General features: G+C 72.1%; 19 protein-coding genes. 17 read left to right on the top strand and 2 right to left on the bottom strand.

Features of this window, described 5'->3' with window-relative positions:
- Nucleotides 1–50 precede the first annotated feature (50 nt).
- From ACZ7CF_RS05580 to ACZ7CF_RS05560, 5 genes are all read left to right on the top strand, one after another.
- Entirely contained in the window at nucleotides 51–512 is a 462-nt protein-coding gene (locus tag ACZ7CF_RS05580; protein ID WP_470368948.1) for a mycothiol transferase, read from the top strand.
- On the top strand, nucleotides 509–1,609 hold the full coding sequence (locus tag ACZ7CF_RS05575; protein WP_470368947.1) for a MalY/PatB family protein: 1,101 nt from the start codon (nucleotides 509–511) through the stop codon (nucleotides 1,607–1,609). The genes ACZ7CF_RS05580 and ACZ7CF_RS05575 overlap by 4 nt, the downstream gene beginning before the upstream one ends.
- A gap of 4 nt (nucleotides 1,610–1,613) precedes the next feature.
- Entirely contained in the window at nucleotides 1,614–1,805 is a 192-nt protein-coding gene (locus ACZ7CF_RS05570) for a hypothetical protein (protein WP_470368946.1), read from the top strand.
- Nucleotides 1,806–1,960: 155 nt separating this feature from the next.
- Entirely contained in the window at nucleotides 1,961–2,683 is a 723-nt protein-coding gene (locus ACZ7CF_RS05565; RefSeq protein WP_360384584.1) for an MgtC/SapB family protein, read from the top strand.
- 264 nt (nucleotides 2,684–2,947) lie between these two features.
- Nucleotides 2,948–3,892: a hypothetical protein gene (locus tag ACZ7CF_RS05560; protein ID WP_360384586.1), complete on the top strand. Its 945-nt coding sequence runs from the start codon at nucleotides 2,948–2,950 to the stop codon at nucleotides 3,890–3,892.
- Between the two features lie 160 nt (nucleotides 3,893–4,052).
- Here ACZ7CF_RS05560 and ACZ7CF_RS05555 read toward each other — a convergent pair whose 3' ends face one another.
- Nucleotides 4,053–4,628: a TetR/AcrR family transcriptional regulator gene (locus tag ACZ7CF_RS05555; protein ID WP_458432704.1), complete on the bottom strand. Its 576-nt coding sequence runs from the start codon at nucleotides 4,626–4,628 to the stop codon at nucleotides 4,053–4,055.
- A 107-nt stretch (nucleotides 4,629–4,735) separates the two neighbouring features.
- On the opposite strand from ACZ7CF_RS05555, the gene ACZ7CF_RS05550 reads away from it, so the two are divergent.
- From ACZ7CF_RS05550 to ACZ7CF_RS05525, 6 genes are all read left to right on the top strand, one after another.
- On the top strand, nucleotides 4,736–6,259 hold the full coding sequence (locus ACZ7CF_RS05550) for an MDR family MFS transporter (RefSeq protein WP_470369330.1): 1,524 nt from the start codon (nucleotides 4,736–4,738) through the stop codon (nucleotides 6,257–6,259).
- Nucleotides 6,260–6,263: 4 nt separating this feature from the next.
- Nucleotides 6,264–6,746, top strand: a complete 483-nt coding sequence (locus ACZ7CF_RS05545; RefSeq protein ID WP_360384590.1) for a universal stress protein — start codon at nucleotides 6,264–6,266, stop codon at nucleotides 6,744–6,746.
- Nucleotides 6,747–6,780: 34 nt separating this feature from the next.
- Entirely contained in the window at nucleotides 6,781–7,254 is a 474-nt protein-coding gene (locus ACZ7CF_RS05540; protein ID WP_470368945.1) for a GNAT family N-acetyltransferase, read from the top strand.
- Nucleotides 7,255–7,866: 612 nt separating this feature from the next.
- Nucleotides 7,867–8,877, top strand: coding sequence for a CobW family GTP-binding protein (locus tag ACZ7CF_RS05535; protein WP_470368944.1), 1,011 nt, complete (start codon nucleotides 7,867–7,869; stop codon nucleotides 8,875–8,877).
- Complete coding sequence (locus ACZ7CF_RS05530) at nucleotides 8,877–10,001, top strand: GTP-binding protein (RefSeq protein ID WP_470368943.1); 1,125 nt, start codon at nucleotides 8,877–8,879, stop codon at nucleotides 9,999–10,001. Before ACZ7CF_RS05535 ends, ACZ7CF_RS05530 begins: the two co-directional genes overlap by 1 nt.
- Before the next feature lie 73 nt (nucleotides 10,002–10,074).
- A complete protein-coding gene (locus ACZ7CF_RS05525) occupies nucleotides 10,075–11,034 on the top strand; it encodes an alpha/beta fold hydrolase (RefSeq protein ID WP_360384598.1) in 960 nt (319 codons plus the stop codon).
- Nucleotides 11,035–11,085: 51 nt separating this feature from the next.
- Here ACZ7CF_RS05525 and ACZ7CF_RS05520 read toward each other — a convergent pair whose 3' ends face one another.
- Nucleotides 11,086–12,387 carry a helix-turn-helix domain-containing protein gene (locus ACZ7CF_RS05520; protein ID WP_470368942.1) on the bottom strand — a complete coding sequence of 434 codons (1,302 nt, stop codon included), beginning with the start codon at nucleotides 12,385–12,387 and terminating at the stop codon, nucleotides 11,086–11,088.
- Between the two features lie 122 nt (nucleotides 12,388–12,509).
- Here ACZ7CF_RS05520 and ACZ7CF_RS05515 point away from each other — a divergent pair, with 122 nt between their 5' ends.
- From ACZ7CF_RS05515 to ACZ7CF_RS05490, 6 genes are all read left to right on the top strand, one after another.
- Nucleotides 12,510–13,457 (top strand): alpha/beta hydrolase, encoded by a 948-nt coding sequence (locus ACZ7CF_RS05515; RefSeq protein WP_360384602.1) that lies wholly within the window; start codon nucleotides 12,510–12,512, stop codon nucleotides 13,455–13,457.
- Nucleotides 13,458–13,537: 80 nt separating this feature from the next.
- Nucleotides 13,538–14,608 (top strand): FecCD family ABC transporter permease, encoded by a 1,071-nt coding sequence (locus tag ACZ7CF_RS05510; protein WP_470368941.1) that lies wholly within the window; start codon nucleotides 13,538–13,540, stop codon nucleotides 14,606–14,608.
- Nucleotides 14,605–15,678, top strand: coding sequence for a FecCD family ABC transporter permease (locus ACZ7CF_RS05505; RefSeq protein WP_470368940.1), 1,074 nt, complete (start codon nucleotides 14,605–14,607; stop codon nucleotides 15,676–15,678). The genes ACZ7CF_RS05510 and ACZ7CF_RS05505 overlap by 4 nt, the downstream gene beginning before the upstream one ends.
- Nucleotides 15,679–15,707: 29 nt before the next feature.
- Nucleotides 15,708–16,541, top strand: coding sequence for an ABC transporter ATP-binding protein (locus ACZ7CF_RS05500; RefSeq protein ID WP_360384608.1), 834 nt, complete (start codon nucleotides 15,708–15,710; stop codon nucleotides 16,539–16,541).
- A gap of 103 nt (nucleotides 16,542–16,644) precedes the next feature.
- Nucleotides 16,645–17,667, top strand: coding sequence for an iron-siderophore ABC transporter substrate-binding protein (locus tag ACZ7CF_RS05495; RefSeq protein WP_470368939.1), 1,023 nt, complete (start codon nucleotides 16,645–16,647; stop codon nucleotides 17,665–17,667).
- A 34-nt stretch (nucleotides 17,668–17,701) separates the two neighbouring features.
- Nucleotides 17,702–19,495 (top strand): ABC transporter ATP-binding protein, encoded by a 1,794-nt coding sequence (locus ACZ7CF_RS05490; protein ID WP_360384612.1) that lies wholly within the window; start codon nucleotides 17,702–17,704, stop codon nucleotides 19,493–19,495.
- Nucleotides 19,496–19,511: the final 16 nt, after the last annotated feature.

The following is a 19,511-nucleotide window of genomic DNA, read 5'->3' as shown; positions in this document are numbered from 1 at the left end:
CGGGTGCCCGGCAACGTTCGCGTCACCATCTGAGAAGGTGACGCGAACTGATGATCACTGTCGAGCAGTACCTCCACTTCACCGGCCAGGCCCTCGACGGCATGGCCGCGACCGTGCGCGACCTCGGAGCCGAGCGCGCGAACCGCACGCCCATTCCCGGCGTGAGCAGCCCGTACGCCCTGCTCACGCACTGCTGCGGCGTGGTCGACTACTGGGCGGGTGAGCTCGTCACCGGCCGACCGGCGCACCGCGACCGCGACTCCGAGTTCGTCGCCACCGGACCGGTCGAGCCGCTGCTCGCCCGCGTCGGCCGCACGAAGGCCGCGCTGGAACGCGCTGTGCGGCAGGCGGACTTCCGCGCGCCGCTGAAGGCCGAGCCCGACTCGAACTTCCTCGGCCCCGGCCTCCCGCTCGACCAGGGCGCCGCCCTGCTGCACGTGTACGAGGAGCTCGCCCAGCACCGCGGTCACGTGGACATGCTGCGGGCCGTTGTCGAACGGGGCACCGCGTGAGCTTCGACCGGATCGACGAGTCCCGGCTGCGGTCGGGTTCGGGCGTGAAGTGGGGTTCGCTGCCCACGGGCACGATCGGCGCGTGGGTCGCGGACATGGACTTCGGCCTCCCGCCCGCGGTGAAGGCCCGGCTGTGGCAGGAGGTCGAGCGCGAGGACTTCGGCTACCCGCACTGGCCCTCCGGCGACCCGGTGGTCGCGGCGTTCGAACAGCGGATGCACACGCGCTACGGCTGGACGCCGTCGGCGGGCCACACCAGGGTGTTCAGCGACCTCATCCAGGTGCTGCAGGTCGTCATCGAGCACACCACCGCACCCGGTGACGGCGTCGCGCTGCACGTGCCGACGTACCCGCCGTTCCTCGCGAGCATCCGGCGCGCCGGCCGCCGGGTCGTGCCGATCCCCCTGCGGCACACCGGGGACGGGTGGCGGTTCGACGCGGAGGTGCTGCGCGGGACGGGGTGCCGGTTGCTCGTGCTCGTCAACCCGCAGAACCCGACCGGCCGGGTCTTCACCCGCGCGGAGCTGACCGGGATCGCCGCACTGGCAGAGGAACTGGACCTCGTCGTGCTGTCCGACGAGATCCACGCCGACCTCACCCACCCCGGTCACCGGCACCTCCCGTTCGCGTCGCTGAGCGCGGAGACGGCCCGGCGCACGGTGACCGCCACGTCGGCCACCAAGGCGTTCAACATCGCCGCCCTGCGCTGCGCGGTGGCGCACATCGGCGTTCCGGCCCTGCGCCGGGCGCTCGACGCGGCACCGCTCGACTACTTCGGCACGCCGAACACGCTGGGGCGGGCGGCCACCGTGGCGGCGTGGCAGGACGGCGACCCGTGGCTCGCGGAGCTGCTGGAGACGTTGCGGCGCAACCGGGACACCGTGACCGCGTGGCTGGGGCCCGACCGGCGCTACCACCCGCCGGAGGCCACCTACCTGGCGTGGTTCGAGGGCACGGCCGCGCCGGGGGTGAAGCTCAGCGAGGGCGCGGAGTTCAGCGCGGGCACCGGCGTGGACACCTCGGCGTTCGTGCGGCTGAACTTCGCGACGAGCCCGGACACCCTGGCGGAGGTCCTGCGGCGGTTGGCATCCTCGTAACGGTGTGCCCGCCGCGCTCGATGTCCTGCGGCACGCGTTGACCGGCACCCCGGACGTGCCCGCTCCCCCGTCCCGCCGCGAGCTCGCCGCCCTGCTCACCGCTCCGAACTGGACAGAGGTGCTGCACGTCCTCGCCGCGTCAGAGCCGGAAGTCCTGCGGCAGCTCGCGGAGGCGTTGCCGGCGCTGTACCGGTAGCGGTCCCACCGCACGGGACCCGCGGGCCGCCGGAAAGTTCCCGGCGGCGTTCAAGATCATCCCTTGGTGGCGCATCGGGCAGGAGGGGTGGCCGCGTGGAGCGTCCACATCGGATACTCCGGTGGCCTTGGCCGCGACCGGAGGAAGGCCGCACGATGACCACCGCGGAAATGCTGCTGCGCCTGGGCACGGGTGTGGGGCTGGGTGCGCTGATCGGCATCGAGCGCCAGTACCGCGCCCGCATGGCCGGGCTGCGCACCAATGCGCTCGTCGCCGCCGGTGCGACGTTGTTCGTGCTGCTGTCCGCGCACGGCTTCACCGGCGGCACCGCCGACCCCACCAGGGTCGCCGCGCAGATCGTGTCCGGCATCGGGTTCCTCGGCGGCGGTGTCATCCTGCGCGAGGGCCTCACCGTGCGCGGACTGAACACCGCCGCCACGCTCTGGTGCTCGGCCGCGGTCGGAGCGCTCGCGGGTGCCGGCCTGCACCTCATGGCGGTGGCCGGAACCGTTGCCGTGGTCGCCGTCCACCTGGTGTTCCGCCCGCTCGGCCGGGTGCTGGACCGGCGCCCGGACACCGGTGAGGAGACACCGGCCACCTACACCTTCCTCGCGGTCACGAGGGACGACGACGAGGCCCACGTGCGCACGCTGCTCGTGCAGGCCCTGTCGCGCACCGACTTCGCGCTGCAGTCGATCGAGAGCACCAACGCCGGCCGCGACGGCCTGGTCGAGGTGCGGGCGGCGTTGAGCGCCGAACAGCGCGACGACAAGCAGATGGAGTCGGCGGTCAGCCGCCTGTCGCTGGAGCCGTCGGTCACCAGCGTGCGGTGGCGGGTGCACGCACCCGGCGAGCGCAACGACGAGGACGGCTGGTGACGCGGTCAGCCGATCCAGTTACCCCGCACGAGGTCTAACACCCCTTCAGGTGGCCGGTACATCAACGCACGATCAGCGCGTGTCGCCCGTTCAGCTATCGCTTGACCAGCATGTTTTCCGCCCTCCGGCACGGTTATTCCCACCCCGGGAGTCACGGTGCTCCGTCGAGAGGAGGGCTCTGCGCGGACGTGGTTCCCATGCTGTGTCCCGCACATCCGAAACGACATCACGTTCCAAGGCAGTTGTCGTCAAGGAAGGAAGACAATGCGCAAGAAACTCAAGGGCGGTCTGCTGGCCGCCGCCGTGGCCGGTGGGCTCGTGCTCGCGAGCGGGCCCGCCTCCGCGGACGTCGCCGCGTTCCACCCGTACTGGTTCGGCGGCGGCGCACACCCGCTGGCCGGGGAGATGCTGCTGCACCACGCTTCACCGTCCACTGTGGCCGCTGAGGACGACGAGGACGCCGAGGACGAGGACGGGCACCACCCGCACGGCCACGGTCACCACCACACCGGCCAGGCCGACTCGGACGCCACCGCGCTCGCCGTGGGCGGTCACGGCGCCCCGTCCGGTGAGGGCGGCGACGCCGAGAGCCAGAACATCGCCCTCTCCGGTCACTCCGGTGACTCCGGTGACTCCGGTGACACCGGCGACAACAGCGCGATCATCATGTGCGTGCAGGCCGACTGCGCGGCGGACGTGTCCTCCGGCGACTCGGGCGACACCGGCAGCGGTGACACCGGCGACGCCGTGAACCTCAGCGCCACCAACGGCGGCGACACGGGCAACGGCGGCAACGGCGGCGACGCCGGGGCCATCGCGGAGAGCGCGACCGCGACCGGGTCGGAGGACGACGACCACGGCTCGGCGAACGACTCGGACGCCACCGCGGTTGCCGTGGGCGGTCACGGCGCCCCGTCCGGTGAGGGCGGCGACGCCGAGAGCCAGAACATCGCCGTCTCGGGCAACTCCGGGCACTCCGGTGACTCCGGTGACACCGGCGACAACAGCGCGATCGTGATGTGCCACAAGGCGAACTGCATCGCCGACGTGAGCTCTGGCCACTCCGGCAACACCACCACCGGTGACACCGGCGACGCGGTCAACACGAGCGTCACGAACGGCGGCGACACCGGCCACGGCGGCAACGGCGGCGACGCCGGCGCATGGGCCACTTCTCTGAGCGAGCTGTACGAACTGGACCTCGACTGATGCCGTGACCGCCGGTGGGACGGACGGGATCGCCCCCTGTCCCGTCCGTCCCACCGGCGGTTCAGTCGAATGCGGGTCTTCGCCATCCGGATGACCGGCAGGCACGGCAGCGCCGGTTCGGGCCCGTCCGGCGCTGCCGTTCCGGGCTGCGGCCTCCCGCTCAGCAGCTGATCCCGCACCGGCCGAGCAGCCGGTCCACCAGGTCGGGCAGCGGTTCGTCCGCGCCCTCCAGCCACAGCGCGACGCCGGTGCGCAGGACCGCGAAGAACGTCGCCGCCGTCAGCCGCGCCAGCTCCGGGTCGGGGCCGCGCGCCACCAGCACCTCCGTCAGGTCCCGTTCGACCGCCACCTGGTCGCCCGCCTGCCGCGCGAGCAGCGACGGGTGCCTGCGCAGCATCCGCAGCTGGGCCATCCACTCCAGGTCGGGCACGGGCCACGTGGCGTACAGCCGGGCCGTCGCCGCGCGTAAGGCCGGCCACGGCTCCTCCTCCGCCGGCCGTGCCGCGACCAGGGCGACCAGTGCCCTGGTCCGTTCGCGCTCGGCCTCCAGGACGGCGTCTTCCTTGCCGGCGAAGTAGTTCGAGAAGGTGCGCCGGGAGACCCCCGCCGCGTCCGCGATGTCCTCGACCGTCACACCGTCCAGACCGCGCTCCATCGCCAGCCGCAACGCCGCCGCGGCCAGCGACCGCCTCGTCACCGCCTTCTTCTGCGCGCGGAGCGTGGTGAGGGTCTCCATGCACCCAGACTAGCCGTGGAGTAAGTTGCCCATTGTGCAAATTTGCACGACGCGCAAGAATTGAGGGGACGAAGGGACTCGGGGTGAAGACGCAAGAGAGCGGCGCGATGGGGCACCGGCAGGTGCTCGAGTCGTTGTCCGGACTGCTGCTCGCGCTGTTCGTGGCCATGGTCAGCTCCACGGTGGTGTCCACCGCGCTGCCGCGGATCATCGGCTCGCTGAACGGCACGCAGACCCAGTACACGTGGGTGGTCACCGCCACCCTGCTCACCGCGACGGCCACGACCCCGGTCTGGGGCAAGCTCGCTGACCTGTTCAACAAGAAGACGCTGGTCCAGGCCGCGATCGTGATCTTCGTGATCGGGTCGCTGCTGTCCGGCTTCGCACAGGACACCGGTCAGCTGATCGCCGCCCGCGCGTTCCAGGGCCTCGGCGTCGGCGGTCTGCAGGCGCTGGTCCAGGTCGTGATCGCCGCGATCATCCCACCCCGCGAGCGCGGCCGGTACAACGGCTACCTCGGCGCGGTCATGGCGGTCGCCACGGTCGGCGGCCCGCTGCTCGGCGGCCTGATCGTGGACGTGTCGTGGCTGGGCTGGCGCTGGTGCTTCTGGGTGGCCGTGCCGATCGCCGCGCTCGCGTTCGTCGTGCTGCAGGCCACGCTGAAGCTGGAGACCGTGCGCAGGCAGAACGTGAAGATCGACTACCTCGGCGCCGCCCTGATCGCCGCCGGTGTCAGCGTGCTGCTGATCTGGGTGTCGTTCGTCGGCAACTCGTTCGACTGGCTGTCCTGGCAGACCGCGGCGATGGTGGGCGGCGGGCTGGTGCTGCTCGGTGCCGCCGTGGCCGTGGAACTGCGCGTGCCCGAACCCGTGGTACCGCTGCACATCGTCACCCAGCGCACCCCGGCGCTGGCGATCATCGCGAGCCTCGCGGTCGGCATGGCGATGTTCGGCGGCGCGGTGTTCCTCGGCCAGTACTTCCAGATCGGCCGCGGCTACTCCCCCACGGAGGCCGGCCTGCTGACCATCCCGATGATGGCGGGCGTGCTCGTCTCCTCGACCGTCTCCGGCCGCATGATCAGCCGTTCCGGCAAGGTCAAGCCGTACATCGTGTCCGGCACGGTCATCCTGGTGCTCGGCTTCCTGGGCCTCGGGTTCGTCGACCACGCGACCGCGCTGTGGATCGTCGGCATCGCGATGGCCGTGGTCGGCATCGGTGTCGGCATGACCATGCAGAACCTCGTGCTGGCGGTGCAGAACACCGTGCCGCTGCGGGAGCTGGGCGCCGCGAGCGCCACGGTCACGTTCTTCCGCTCGCTGGGCGGCACGATCGGCGTGTCCGTGCTGGGCGCCGTGCTGGCCAACCGGGTCACCGCCGACCTGTCCGCCGCGCTGCACGTGCCCGCGGGCCAGTCGACCGGCGAGACCAGCGCCCTGAACCTGCAGGCGCTGCCGCCGCAGGTGCAGACCGTCGTGCACACCGTGTACGGCGACGCGACCGCCCACATCTTCCTGATCTCCGCGGCCGTGGCCGTGGTCGGTGTGGTCGCGGCGCTGCTGCTGAAGCCGATCACCTTGCGCACGACCATCGACCTCGAGAAGAAGGACGCCGACACCGCTGTCGTGAGGTGACATCGTGGACCGTTCGCTCAACACCTTCGAAGCCACCAAGGACGACTTCGGCCCCCGCCCGGTGCCGTCCGCGCGGACCATCCTCGTCGGCGTGGACGGCTCCGACACGGCCATGCGGGCCGCCGCCTTCGCCTTCGGCTCGGCCCGCCGCCAGTGCGCCCGCCTGGTCGTCACGTTCGTCGCCTGCCACTCGACGCTGGCCTCGCTGAGCCCTGGCGCGGCATCGGTGTTCGAACACGAGGCCACGGCCGGCCTGTACGCCGAACTGCGCGGCCAGGTGCGGGCGGCCGCCGAGGAGCTGGACGTGCCGGTGACGTTCGTGAAGACCTTCGGCGACCCGTTCACCACCCTGCGCGACTGCGCCGACCGCTGCCAGGCGGACATGGTGGTGGTCGGCGCCTCGCAGCAGGCGGGACACCGCTTCGCGGGCTCGGTGGCGACCCGGCTGATCCGCACGGGCCACTGGCCGGTGCTGGTCGTGCCGTGAGTTTTTCGTCGGTGCTCGTCGCTACGGTCATCCCATGCCCCACGTCACGTTGCGAGAGATCGAAGAGTCCGACCTGGACGCGCTGTTCGAGCTGATGCGCGATCCCGAGTCGGTGCGCATGGCCGCTTTCGTCGCCGACGACCCGGACGACCGCGCGGCCTTCGACGCGCACTGGCAGCGCATCCTGGCGCGCCCCGACGTCACGAACCGCGCCGTGCTGGCCGACGGCCGGTTCGCGGGCACCGTCGCGAGCTTCGTGCTGGAGGGCGACACCGAGGTCACGTACTGGATCGACCGCAGCCTGTGGGGGCAGGGCGTGGCCAGCCGTGCGTTAACGCTGCTGCTGGAGCTCGTGCCCGTCCGGCCGGTGTACGGGCGGGCGGCGAGCGACAACGCCGGGTCGAGGCGGGTGCTGGAGAAGGCGGGCTTCGAGGCGGTGGGGACCGACGTCGAGTACGCCACCGGGCGGCGTGAGGAGGTGGAGGAGACGATCATGCGGCTGGGCTGAGCCCGGTCGGCTTTGGTCTGCGCGGTCGCGCTGGCCAAGCGGCCTGTGTTGCCCTGCGGGCTCATGGTGTCCGCCGGACCCGCGCCGCCTCGCCGATCCGACGCGCGTCGGATCGTGGGCTCACGTTGCCTAGTTGGCACGCGCCGACCCGCGCCGTCCAGCGAACCTGCGTCGCCCCCGACCCGCGCTGCCCAGCGGGCCTGCGCTGCCCAGCCGACCCGCGCTGCCCAGCCGACCCGCGCTGCCCAGCCGACCCGCGCTGCCCAGCCGACCCGCGCTGCCCAGCCGACCCGCGCTGCCCAATCGATCGCGACGCCCGCTGGCATGCGCCGCCCAACCGATCCGCCGTCCGGCTGCCCTGCCCAGCTGGCACGCGCCGCCAGATCAACCTGCGCTGCCAGGCGGCTTGCGCTGGCCTGCGCTCCCTGGCGGACCCGCGCTGCCCAGACCAGCCCGTCTCCCTCAGCCGACCCGCACCGCCCAGCCCACCGCATCGCCCACCCCACACCACCCAACTCGCCCGCGCAGCCAACCACCCCACGTCGGCCCCAACCACTCTCCCACCCCACCCACTTGTGCTAACGATAATCATTGTCATGTACGCTGCCACCCATGGCAGCGAGGGTCGTATTGGTAGCCGGGTTCACGCAGCACGACGTGGCGGACGAGGTGTGGCGGGCGTCGCCGGACTCGGTGCTGGTCCGGCACGACCTCAGCCGCCTCGCCGACGGGGTGGTGCGCAGGTGGGTCGACGGCCGGTTGACGGTGCTGGAGCTGGCGCACGGGTGCGTGTCGTGCACGTTGCGGCTGGACCTGGTCCCGTTGCTGGAGGGGCTCGACGCCCGTGTGGTCGTGCACCTCGACCCGGCGTTGGAGCCGGAGGCGGTGTGCTTCGCCCTCAGCGCGACCGAGGTCGAGGTGGAGGCGGTGCTCACCGTCGTCGACCCGGCGCGGTGGCTGGCCGACGCCACCGGTGGTGACACGCTGGCCGAGCGCGGCATGGGTGCGGCGGCGGAGGACGAGCGGACGGTGGCGCAGGTCGTCGTCGGGCAGGCGGAGTTCGCCGACGCGCTGGTGCTCACCGCGGCACCAGACCCGGCGACGGCGGCGGTGCTGGAGCGGCTCAACCCGTTGGCGCCGCGGCAGCAGCTCGACGGGATTGACGTGCCGGCGTTGCTCGCCGCCATTCCCGCGACGGCGCGGCGGGGTGGGTTCGACGACGGGTTCGGGTCGTTGCTCTACGGGGCGCCGCCGCTGCACGCCGCGCACGGGGTGTCGGTGGTGTGCTTCAGCGAGGCGCGGCCGTTCCACCCGATGCGGTTGCACAAGGCGGTGGACGTGCTGCTCGACGGGGTGGTGCGCACGCGCGGGCGGGTGTGGGTGGTGAGCCAGCCCGATGAGGCGCTGTGGCTGGAGTCGGCCGGTGGCGGGTTGCGGGTGGGGAACCTCGGGGCCTGGCCGCGGGACAGGGGTCAGGAACTCGTCGTGATCACCACGAAGGACCCGGCGCGGATCACCGCCGCGCTGACGGCCGCGGTGGTCACGGACGAGGAGCTCGCGCTGGCGGACGAGCTCGACTTCGTGGACCCGTTCGGCGAGTGGCACGAGGAGGCGGAGCTCTGATGCGCACGCCCGTGACGGTGCTGTCGGGGTTCCTCGGCGCCGGCAAGACGACGTTGCTCAACCACGTGCTCGCCAACCGCGAGCAGCGCAGGGTGGCGGTGGTGGTCAACGACATGAGCGAGGTCAACGTCGACGCCGCGCTCGTGGCCGGGCAGGGGACGCTCGACCGCACCACCGAACGGCTGGTGGAGCTGACGAACGGCTGCATCTGCTGCACGCTGCGGGAGGACCTGCTGGAGAGCGTGGGCGAGCTGGCGCGGTCGGGGCGGTTCGACTCGATCCTCATCGAGTCGACCGGCATCTCCGAGCCGATGCCGGTGGCCGCCACGTTCGAGTGGACCTTCGAGGACGGCACCAGTCTGTCCGACCACGCCCGCCTCGACACGATGGTGACGCTGGTCGACGCGGCCGGGTTCCTGCGTGAGCTCAAGGCGGGTGACCGGCTCGACGAACGCGACCTGGCCGCCGCGGAGGAGGACGAGCGCACGATCTCGGACCTGCTCGTGGACCAGGTGGAGTTCGCCGACCTGATCGTCGTCAACAAGACGGACCTGGTCGGCGCCGAAGAGCTCGCGACGGTGAACGCGCTGCTCAAGCGGCTCAACCCGGTCGCACGGCTGCTGCACACCCAGCGCGGCGTCATCGACCTGACCGAGGTGTTCGACACCGGCCGCTACGACCCGGTCACCGCGGCCCGGTCCCCCGGCTGGGCGCAGGAGCTCGCGGGCACCCACACGCCGGAGACCGAGGAGTACGGCATCCGGTCGGTCACCTACCGCGCCGACCGGCCGTTCCACCCCGGCCGGTTGCTGGCCGCGCTGATGGACTGGCGGACACCGCTGCGCAGCAAGGGTTTCTGCCACATCGCCACCCGGCGGGACGTGCTCGCGGTGTGGTCGCAGGCCGGTCCCAACCTCACGTTCGAACCCGGCCAGCTGCTCACCGGCGACGAGCGGCCGCGGCAGGAGCTGGTGTTCATCGGTGTCGGTCTCGACCCCAACGAGCCGCGCCGCGTCCTCGACCCCGCCCTGCTGACCGATGCCGAGCTGGCGGACCCGGCCGGCTGGGCCGCGTTCGACGACCCGTTGCCGCCGTGGAGCGCCGAGGACCTCCACGCGCACTGACCGGTTCCACCGGTCTTCAAGCGCCGCTTGTTCGGATGTCCGCGCCGAGCAACGGGATGTGGGGGTAGGGACGATGGAGTTGAACAGACGCGGCGTCTTCGCACTGGGCGCCGCACTCGCCGCGGGCACGGGGGTCGCGGGCACCGGGGTCGCGAACGCGGAGGGCGCCGGGGCGAAGCACGCGGAACCGAACCTGCCCGGGTTCAAGCACAACTACGCGCGGGTGAACGGCGTCCGCCTGCACTACGTCACGGGTGGCAGCGGCGAGCCGCTGGTGCTGCTGCCGGGGTGGCCGCAGACGTGGTGGCTCTACCACAAGATCATGCCCGCGCTGGCCGCCCGGTACCGGGTGATCGCGGTGGACCTGCGCGGCATGGGCGGTTCGGACAAGCCGCAGTCCGGGTTCGACAAGAAGACGATGGCGACCGACATCCACGAGCTGGTGCGCGCGCTCGGGTACAGCAAGGTCAACGTCGTCGGCCACGACCTGGGCAGCATGGTCGCGTTCGCGTTCGCCGCGAACTTCCCCGCAGCCGTCGACAAGGTCGCGTTCATGGACGTGCTGCACCCGGACGAGAGCTTCTACCACATCCCGCTGCTCCCGCCGCCCGGCGGATTCAGCCTGTGGTGGTTCGCGTTCAACCAGGTGCAGGCCCTGCCGGAGCAGCTGCTCGCCGGCCGGTTCCGCCACCTCGCCGACTGGCTGTTCGCGAACACCGCGTTCACGCCGGCCGCGATCGACGAGCGGTCCCGCCAGATCTACGCGCGGTCCTACAACTCACCGGACGCGATCCGCGCGAGCAACGGCTGGTACCAGGCGTTCCACCAGGACATCGCCGACGGCAAGACCTACGCCAAGCTCGTCCCGCCGGTGCTGGGCCTCGCGTCCGTCTCGTCCTACGACCAGTTCCTGGGCGCGCTGCCGGCCGTGGCGAACGACTTCCAGGTCGTGCGGGTCGACGGCTCCGGCCACTGGCTCGCCGAGGAGCAGCCCGACTTCGTGGCACGGGCGCTCACCGAGTTCTTCGGCTGACCGCCCAGCGGCAGCGGGACGACCGCGGGCGCAGGGAGTGCGCCTGCCGGATCAGCCGGACCCGTTGTCCCGCAACCGGCGCAGCAGCAGCGCGAGGTGCAGCCGAAACCGCCCGCCCGCCGAGTCGACCTCGAACCCGAGCACCGTCTCGGCGCGGGCCAGCCGGACGGTCATGGTGCTGTGGTGGCGGTGCAGCACGGCGGCGGCCTTGCGCACCGATCCGGTGGCGCACAACGCGTCCAGTGCCGCGAGCGTGTCGGGCTGGACAGCGGCCAGCCGGTCGAGTGCGCGGACGTCGTCGAGCGCGGCGACGTCGTCCCGGTCGACTCGCTCGGCCACCAGCGCGAGGCCGCCGAGCCGGTCCCACCACACCACGGGTTCGCTGTCCGCGGTGAACCGCAACGCCTTCAGCGCGTCCTGCCACGACCGGGCCGCCTCGATCGCGGGCACCACCGGCCCGACGCCGACCCGCACCCCGGCTGCGGCCGGCAGCCTTGCAACGCCCGGTGCCCAGGCGGCACCCGGCACCCCGGCGGCATCCGGCGGCCCGACGACGCCTGGCATCCCTGCGGTGCCCGGCAGCCCTGCAACGCCCGGCGCCCAAGCGGCATCCGGCACCTCGGCGGCGCCTAGCAGCCCGACGGCACCCGGCACCCCGACGGCACCCGGCACCCCGACGGCGCCTGATACCCCGGCGGCGCCCGGCAGCCCGACAGCACCCGGCAGCCCTGCAACCCCAGGCGCCCCGGCGACGCCCGGAAGCCCGACGGCCGCCGGCACGTCGGCGGCTGGCACGTCCATGCTCAGCACCGCCCGCACGCTGCCCAGCACCACCGACCGCCCCGGCAGGTCGCCGGTGGTGGCCAGCACCCGCAACCGGCTCGTGGCGGCGATGCCGAGCAGGTGCAGCGCCCGCGAGCGCTCCGCCGTGCCGGCGCCCTCCGAGAGCACCAGCTCCACCAGCGCGGGATCGCCCAGTTCGGGCAACGGCACGCTGGAGTGGTCCAGCAGCACGGCGGCGGCGATGGCGAACCGTTCGAGCAGCATGTCGTCCAACGGCGCGGGCGCGCCCTCGCGGGCCACCCACACGTCGGCGCCGCCCTCCAGTGCGCGGACCGCTGCACGTGCGGGAGCCGGTGCGGCCGTCACGCCGGTGCCAGGGGCGGCGCGCAGCACCAGGCCCTGGCCGGGGGCCCGCAGGCCGACCGGGCAGCCGGCCAGCTCGGCCGTGCTGTGCACCAGGGTGTCGAGGCCGGAGCGCTCGGTGATCAGGCGGTCGAAGAACCCGATCACCCGCACGGCGTTCTCGGCATCGGCGTCCAACCCGGACAGCCGCAGCAGCAGGCCCTTCATCCCGTCACGATAGCCCCGCGGGACGGCCGCACCGGGCGATCCGCCACCTGGCTGTCCCGGAGCGCCGATCCCCCGCCACGTGTCGGCTGCCGCCGGAGCTGGAACGGCTCCATGATCGGTGCATGAGCTACGCCATCGACCCGGAACTGCTGCCCTGGCTCGACATGCTGCCCGCACTGCGGTTCACCGACCACGAGGAGCTGCTGGCCGCCCGCGCCAGGCAGTCCGAGCTCCTCGCCGCCATGCCGACGTACGAACCGGTGAACGCGATCGACGTCCGCGACACCACCGTGCCGGGACCCGACGGCGCGCCGGACGTGCCGGTGCGGGTCTACTCACCGACCAGGGACGCGCAGCCCGTACCCGGCCTGCTCTACGTCCACGGCGGCGGGTTCATCGTCGGCGACCTCGACATGTTCCACTCCTCCGTGCTGCGCATGGTCGACGAGCTGGGCGTCGTGGTCGTGTCGGTGGACTACCGGCTGGCACCGGAGCACCCGTTCCCGGCACCGGTCGAGGACTGTTATGCGGCCCTGCGGTGGCTCTCGGCCAACGCGGCCGAGCTGGGCGTCGACCCCGGGCGCATCGGCGTGGCCGGGGAGAGCGCGGGCGGCGGGCTGTCCGCCGGGGTCGCGCTGCTGGCCCGCGACCGCGGCGGGCCCGCGCTGTGCTTCCAGCTGCTCGGCATCCCCGAGCTGGACGACCGCCTCGACACCGAGTCCATGCGCGACTACGTGGACACGCCGCTGTGGAACCGGCCCAACGCGATCTTCAGCTGGGCCAGCTACCTCGGTGGTGCCGAGGAGGTCTCGCCCTACGCCGCGCCCGCCCGCGCCACCGACCTGTCCGGGTTGCCGCCCGCGTTCGTGACCGTCTGCCAGTTCGACCCGCTGCGCGACGAGGGCATCGAGTACGCCCGCCGGCTCGCGCACGCGGGGGTGCAGGCCGAGCTGCGCCTCTACCCCGGCACGTTCCACGGGTCGAGCCTCGTCGAGAGCGCGGAGGTCTCGCGGCGGATGTTCACCGACGAGCTGGACGCGCTGCGCCGGGGACTGCGGATCACGGGCTGACCGGGGGCCGGGCCAGGCACGCGGTCACGTGATCGACGCGCGTCACCCACTTAGGTAAGGGTGAGCTAACGTAGCGGCTCGTGAGCATCGTGGTGGAGCAACGCGGAGTCGACCCCGCACCGGCCGGTGGGGGCGCCGGTCCGCGACGGCGCAGGCTGCTGGGACTCGTCCTCCTGGTGGTCATGCTCGCCGCCACCGCGGTGCTCTCCACGACGATCGGCGCACGGGCGCTCAGCCCGGCGCAGGTGTGGCAGGGGCTGTTCGGCGACCCCGGCACCGACCAGCGGCTCACCGAGATCGCGCTGATCATCCACACGTCGCGCATCCCGCGCACGGTCCTCGCGGTCGTGGCGGGGCTCGCGCTCGGGGTCGCCGGTGCGCTGATCCAAGGCCACACCCGCAACCCGATCGCCGACACCGGCCTGCTGGGCGTCAACTCCGGCGCGTCGTTCGCGGTGGTGCTCGCGGTCTACCTCTTCGGCCTGCAGAACCCGCTGCAGTACCTGTGGTTCGCGCTGGCCGGTGCCGCGGCGGCCGGTGTGGTCGTGTTCGGGCTGGCGAGCCTCGGCCGCGGCTCGGGCAACCCGCTGACGCTCGCGCTGGCCGGGCAGGGCGTCACGATCTTCCTCGCCGCGATGACGACGGCGGTGGCGTTGCAGGACAAGGCGTCGCTGGACGTGCTGCGGTTCTGGAACGCCGGTTCGATGCAGGGCGTCGGCTGGAACGTCATCGCGGTCGCCGGGGCGTTCGTCGCCGCCGGGCTGGTGCTGGCGGTGGTGAACCTGCCGACGCTCAACCTGCTCAACCTCGGTGACGACGTGGCGCGCGGGCTCGGCGTGAACATCGCGGCCGGGCGGACCGTCGGCGTACTGGCGATCACGTTGCTCGCCGGCGCGGCCACGGCGGCGTGCGGGCCGATTGCGTTCCTCGGGCTGATGGTCGCGCACATCGCGCGCTGGATCACCGGCCCCGACTACCGGTTCCTGGTTCCGTTCGCGGGGCTGCTCGGCGGGGTCCTGCTGCTGGTGGCGGACATCGCCGGCCGGCTGGTCGTGCGCCCGGCGGAACTGCAGGCGGGCATCGTCGTCGCGCTGCTCGGCGCCCCGTTCTTCGCGGTGCTGGTGTGGCTCGGGAAGTTCAGGCAGGCATGAGCACCCCCGCGGCCGACCCGGCCACCGAGAAGATGCCCGCGGGCCTGCGCCTGGGCGGCTGGTCCTGGGTCTGGCGGCCCTGGCTCGTGCTCGCCGCGGTGGTGCTCGCCGCGGCCACGTTCCTGCTGTTCTGCGTGTCCATCGCGGTCGGCGACTTCACCATCGACCTGCCCGCCGTGATCAGGACGATCTTCGGCCAGGGCGAGCGGGTCGACGAGTTCGTGGTCATGGACCTGCGCATGCCGCGCTCGCTCATCGGCCTGATCGTCGGCGTCGCGCTCGGCATCTCCGGTGCGCTCACCCAGTCGATCGCCCGCAACGCGCTCGCGAGCCCGGACGTCCTCGGCATCACCACGGGCGCCGGCGCGAGCGCGATCTTCGTGGTGACCACGTCGGGTGGCGCGGTGGTCGGCGGGTCGATCGGGCTGCCCGCGGCGGCGCTGGCCGGTGGCCTCGGCACCGGGCTGCTCGTCTACTTCCTCGCGTGGCGGAAGGGCATCGACGGGTTCCGGCTGATCCTGATCGGCGTCTCGGTGAGCGCGATGATGACGGCGCTGACGACGTGGCTGCTGGTGCTGGCCGACATCCGCGACGTCGCCCGCGCGCAGTCGTGGCTGGTCGGGTCGCTCGACTCGCGGTCGTGGGCCGAGGTGTGGACGACGCTGTGGATCACGGTCGCGCTGGTCGTGGTCGTGCTGGCGGTCTCGTTCCACCTGCGCCCCATGCACTTCGGTGACGACGTCGCCGCCGGCCTGGGCGTGCGGTACTCGCTCGTGCGGGCGGTGCTGCTGCTGTGCGCGGTCCTGCTCGCCGGTGTCGCGGTGTCGGCGGCCGGTCCGGTGCCGTTCGTCGCACTGGTCGCGCCGCAGATCACGACGCGGCTGCTGCGCACCCCGGTGCCGCCGCTGGTCGCGTCCGGGCTCTTCGGCGCGCTGCTGCTGATCGGCTCCGACCTGATCGCGCGGCAGGTGCTGCCCAACGACCTGCCCGTCGGCATCGTGACCGCGATGATCGGCGGTCCGTTCCTCGTCTACCTGCTGGTGCGCGCGAATGTGAAGCGGCCTGCCTGAGGTGAGCCTCAGTTAAGTAAGGTTGACCTATGACCGCGATGCGCAACGATGTCGCCCGGCTGGGCGCCCAGGGCGTCACGGTCGGGTACGCCGACCGGGTCGTGCTCGACGACCTGGACGTCGCCATCCCGACCGGGGTGATCACCACGGTGATCGGGCCGAACGGCTGCGGCAAGTCGACGCTGCTGCGGACGTTGTCCCGGCTGCTCAAACCGCGCCGGGGCACGGTGCTGCTGGACGGCGACGACATCGCGCGGCTGCGGACCAAGGACGTGGCGAAGCGGATGGGCCTGCTGCCGCAGACCCCGATCGCGCCGGAGGGCCTGACGGTCGCCGACCTGGTCGCGCGGGGCCGGCACCCGCACCAGAGCTGGGTGCGGCAGTGGTCGTCGGACGACGCGGAGATCGTGGCGAGAGCGCTGGCCATGACCGGTGTCTCCGACCTCGCGCACCGGCCGGTCGACTCGCTGTCGGGCGGGCAGCGGCAGCGGGTGTGGATCTCCATGACGCTGGCGCAGGGCACCGACCTGCTGCTGCTCGACGAGCCGACGACCTACCTGGACCTCGCGCACGCCATCGACGTGATCGACCTCGTCGACGACCTGCACGAGAACGGCTGCACGATCGTGATGGTGCTGCACGACCTGAACCTGGCCGTCCGCTACAGCGACAACCTGATCGTCATGAAGCAGGGGTCGATCGTCGCGCAGGGCCACCCGAGCCAGGTGATCACCAGCGAGCTGCTGCTGGACACGTTCGGCCTGCAGGCGAAGGTCATCGACGACCCCGTCTCGGAACGGCCGCTGATCGTGCCGATCGGCCGGACGCACGTGGTATCGAAGAGTGACCAAGGACTAGGTTAGCCTGCCCTAACTGGGTGATAAGGTTCGGCTGTCCTAAATTCCCCCGCCGCGTGGGCAGCGAAGATCGAGGTGCCGAATGGGCTTCAACCGTCCGAGAACAGCCATGACCTGGAAGCGGCTGACCGCTGTGGCCGCCGCCGTGGTCGTCGGCGGCAGCGTGCTCGCCGGGTGCGGCTCTTCCCAGCCGGCGTCCACGCCCGAGGGTGGCAACGCGAGCGGTGGCACGTTCCCGGCCAAGGTCGAGCACTTCTTCGGCACGACCGAGATCAAGGAGGCCCCGAAGCGGGTCGTCTCCCTCGGCTACACCGACGAGCAGACGATGCTCGCGCTCGGCACGGTCCCGGTCGGCATGGTCGACCAGTACCCGAACCCCGAGGGCACCAGCCCCGACGTCAACACCCAGTGGCCGTGGGTGAAGGACAAGTGGGGCTCGACCAAGCCCGAGGTCGTCATGAAGAACGGCGACACCGAGCCCAACTACGAGAAGATCGCGCAGCTGCGCCCCGACCTGATCGTCGCGGTCTACTCCGAGGCCGACCAGGCCTGGTACGACAAGCTCAGCAAGATCGCCCCGACGGTCGGCCGCCCCAAGGGCGAGGCCGAGGCGTTCAGCGGCAAGTGGCAGGACACCACCCTGCAGATCGCCAAGGCGCTGGGCAAGCAGGCCGAGGGCGAGAAGATCATCAAGTCGGTCGACGACAAGTTCGCCGAGATCAAGAAGGCCAACCCGGACTGGGCGAACCAGACCGCGGTCGTCACCTCCTGGTACAAGGACGCCATTGCGCCGTTCGCCACGACCGACGTGCGCAGCCAGCTCGTGACCGGCATGGGCTTCAAGGGCAACACGAAGGTCGACGAGGTCGCGGGCGGCAAGTTCTTCACCACGCTGTCCCCCGAGCGCATCGACGTGATGAACGTCGACCGCATCTTCGTGATCGCCGACAAGGCCGACGCGGACAAGCTGAAGTCGTTCGAGCTCTTCGCGAACCTGCCCGCCGTCAAGGCGGGCAAGGTGTCGTGGCTGCTCGACAGCGAGGGCCCCGCGATCGGTGCCGCGATGTCGCAGGCCACGCTGGCCTCGCTGCCGTACGCGATCGACGAGATCGCCAAGTCCGCGAAGTCGTAGTACCCGCTCAACCCCTGCGAAAGGCCTCCGAACAGTGAGCACCACCGCGTCCGCGCCCGTGACCATCCTGCGCACGGCGACCGGACGGGAGGCCCTCCGCTGGGTGTACGACCACTGCCGCACCACCCCGCTGCTGCCGATCGCCACCGTGCTGGCGACGGTGGCCGGGGCGGTGCTGCAGGTGGTCCCGGTGTTCCTGCTGGGCACCGTCGTGGACGGCGTGCAGCAGGGCCGTGACCCGGCGGTGCTGTGGTCCATCGGCACCACCACGGTCCTGGCCGCGCTGGGCGGGGCCGTCATGACCTCCGTGTCGACCTACCTGGTCGGCCGGGTGGGCGCAGATTTGCTGGCACGCCTGCGGGAAGGCGCTGTCCGCGCGGTGCTGGGGATGCCGAGCGCGCGGATCGAACAGGTCGGCCGCGGTGACGTGCTGTCCCGCGTGGGCGACGACGTCGCCGTGATCTCCAAGGGTTTCCGCACCGCGATCCCGACGATCTTCTCCGCGACCGTGCTGGTCGTGATCGCCACGGCCGGCATGTTCGGCCTGGACTGGCGGCTGGGGCTCGCCGGTGCGATGGCACTGCCCGCCTACTGGTGGGCGTTGCGCTGGTACCTGCCGCGCTCGCAGCCGCTCTACCGCGCCCGGTCCGAGGCGCAGGCCGACCGCGCGCAGGCGTTGATCAGCGGCCTCGACGGCATCGACACCGTGCGGGCCTACCGGCTGGAGAGCGCGTTCCGGGACAAGGTGACCGCCGAGTCGTGGCGGGTGCGCAACATCGGCATCGACGTCTTCCGGTTCTTCGGCCGGTTCATCGGCCGCGAGAACCGCGCCGAGTTCATCGGCCTCGGCCTGATCATCGTGGTCGGCTACCTGCTGGTGGCGAACGGGCAGTCGACGCTGGGCCAGGTGTCGGTGGCCGCGCTGCTGTTCCACCGGTTGTTCAACCCGCTCGGGCTGATCATGGCGTTCTTCGACGAGGCGCAGAAGTCCGGCGCGGGGCTGACCCGGCTGGTCGGCGTGCTGTCGGAGTCCGACGGCGACCAGCTCGTGCGCAGCGCGGTGGCCGTGGACGCGAACGCGCGGCCGCTGCCCGTGTCGGTGCGCGGGCTTTCCTTCCGCTACCCCGAGTCCGACCACGTGGTGCTGCGGGACGTGGACCTGGAGATCCCCGCGGGCACGTCGCTGGCGCTCGTCGGCGCGACGGGTGCGGGCAAGACGACCCTGGCGGCCCTGGTCGCGGGCACCGGTACCCCGCTGACCGGGTCGGTGCACATCGGCGGGACCGACCTCGCGGACGTGGACGAGGCGGGCGCGCGGGCGTTGGTGAGCATCCTGACCCAGGAGGCGCACGTCTTCGCCGGCCCGCTCGCGGAGGACCTGCGGCTGGCCGCCCCCGACGCGACCGACGACGAGCTGATGGCCGCCCTGCGCACCGTCGGCGCCGCCGGGTGGGTGCAGGCGCTGCCCGACGGCCTGCGGACCGACGTCGGCGAGGGCGGCGAACGCCTCGACGTGACCAAGATCGCCCAGATCGCGCTGGCCCGCCTCGTGCTGGGCCGCTCCCCCGTCGTCGTGCTGGACGAGTCGACAGCGGAGGCGGGCAGCCAGGGCGCCGCACAGCTGGAGAAGGCGGCGCTGGCGGCCTGCCGGGGCCGGACGACGCTGCTCGTGGCGCACCGGCTCACCCAGGCCGTCGCCGCGGACCGGATCGCGGTGCTCGACGCGGGCCGCGTGGTGGAGCTGGGCACCCACGACGAGCTGGTCGCGCGTGACGGGCGTTACGCCCGGCTTTGGGCCGCTTGGCGACTCGGCTCCGCGACCACTTAGGTTAGGCTCACCTTCA

It is taken from the genome of Lentzea sp. NPDC036955, assembly GCF_055608005.1.
The sequence above is the reverse complement of the archived record's forward strand: the minus strand, read 5'-3'. Positions and strand labels throughout refer to the sequence as shown.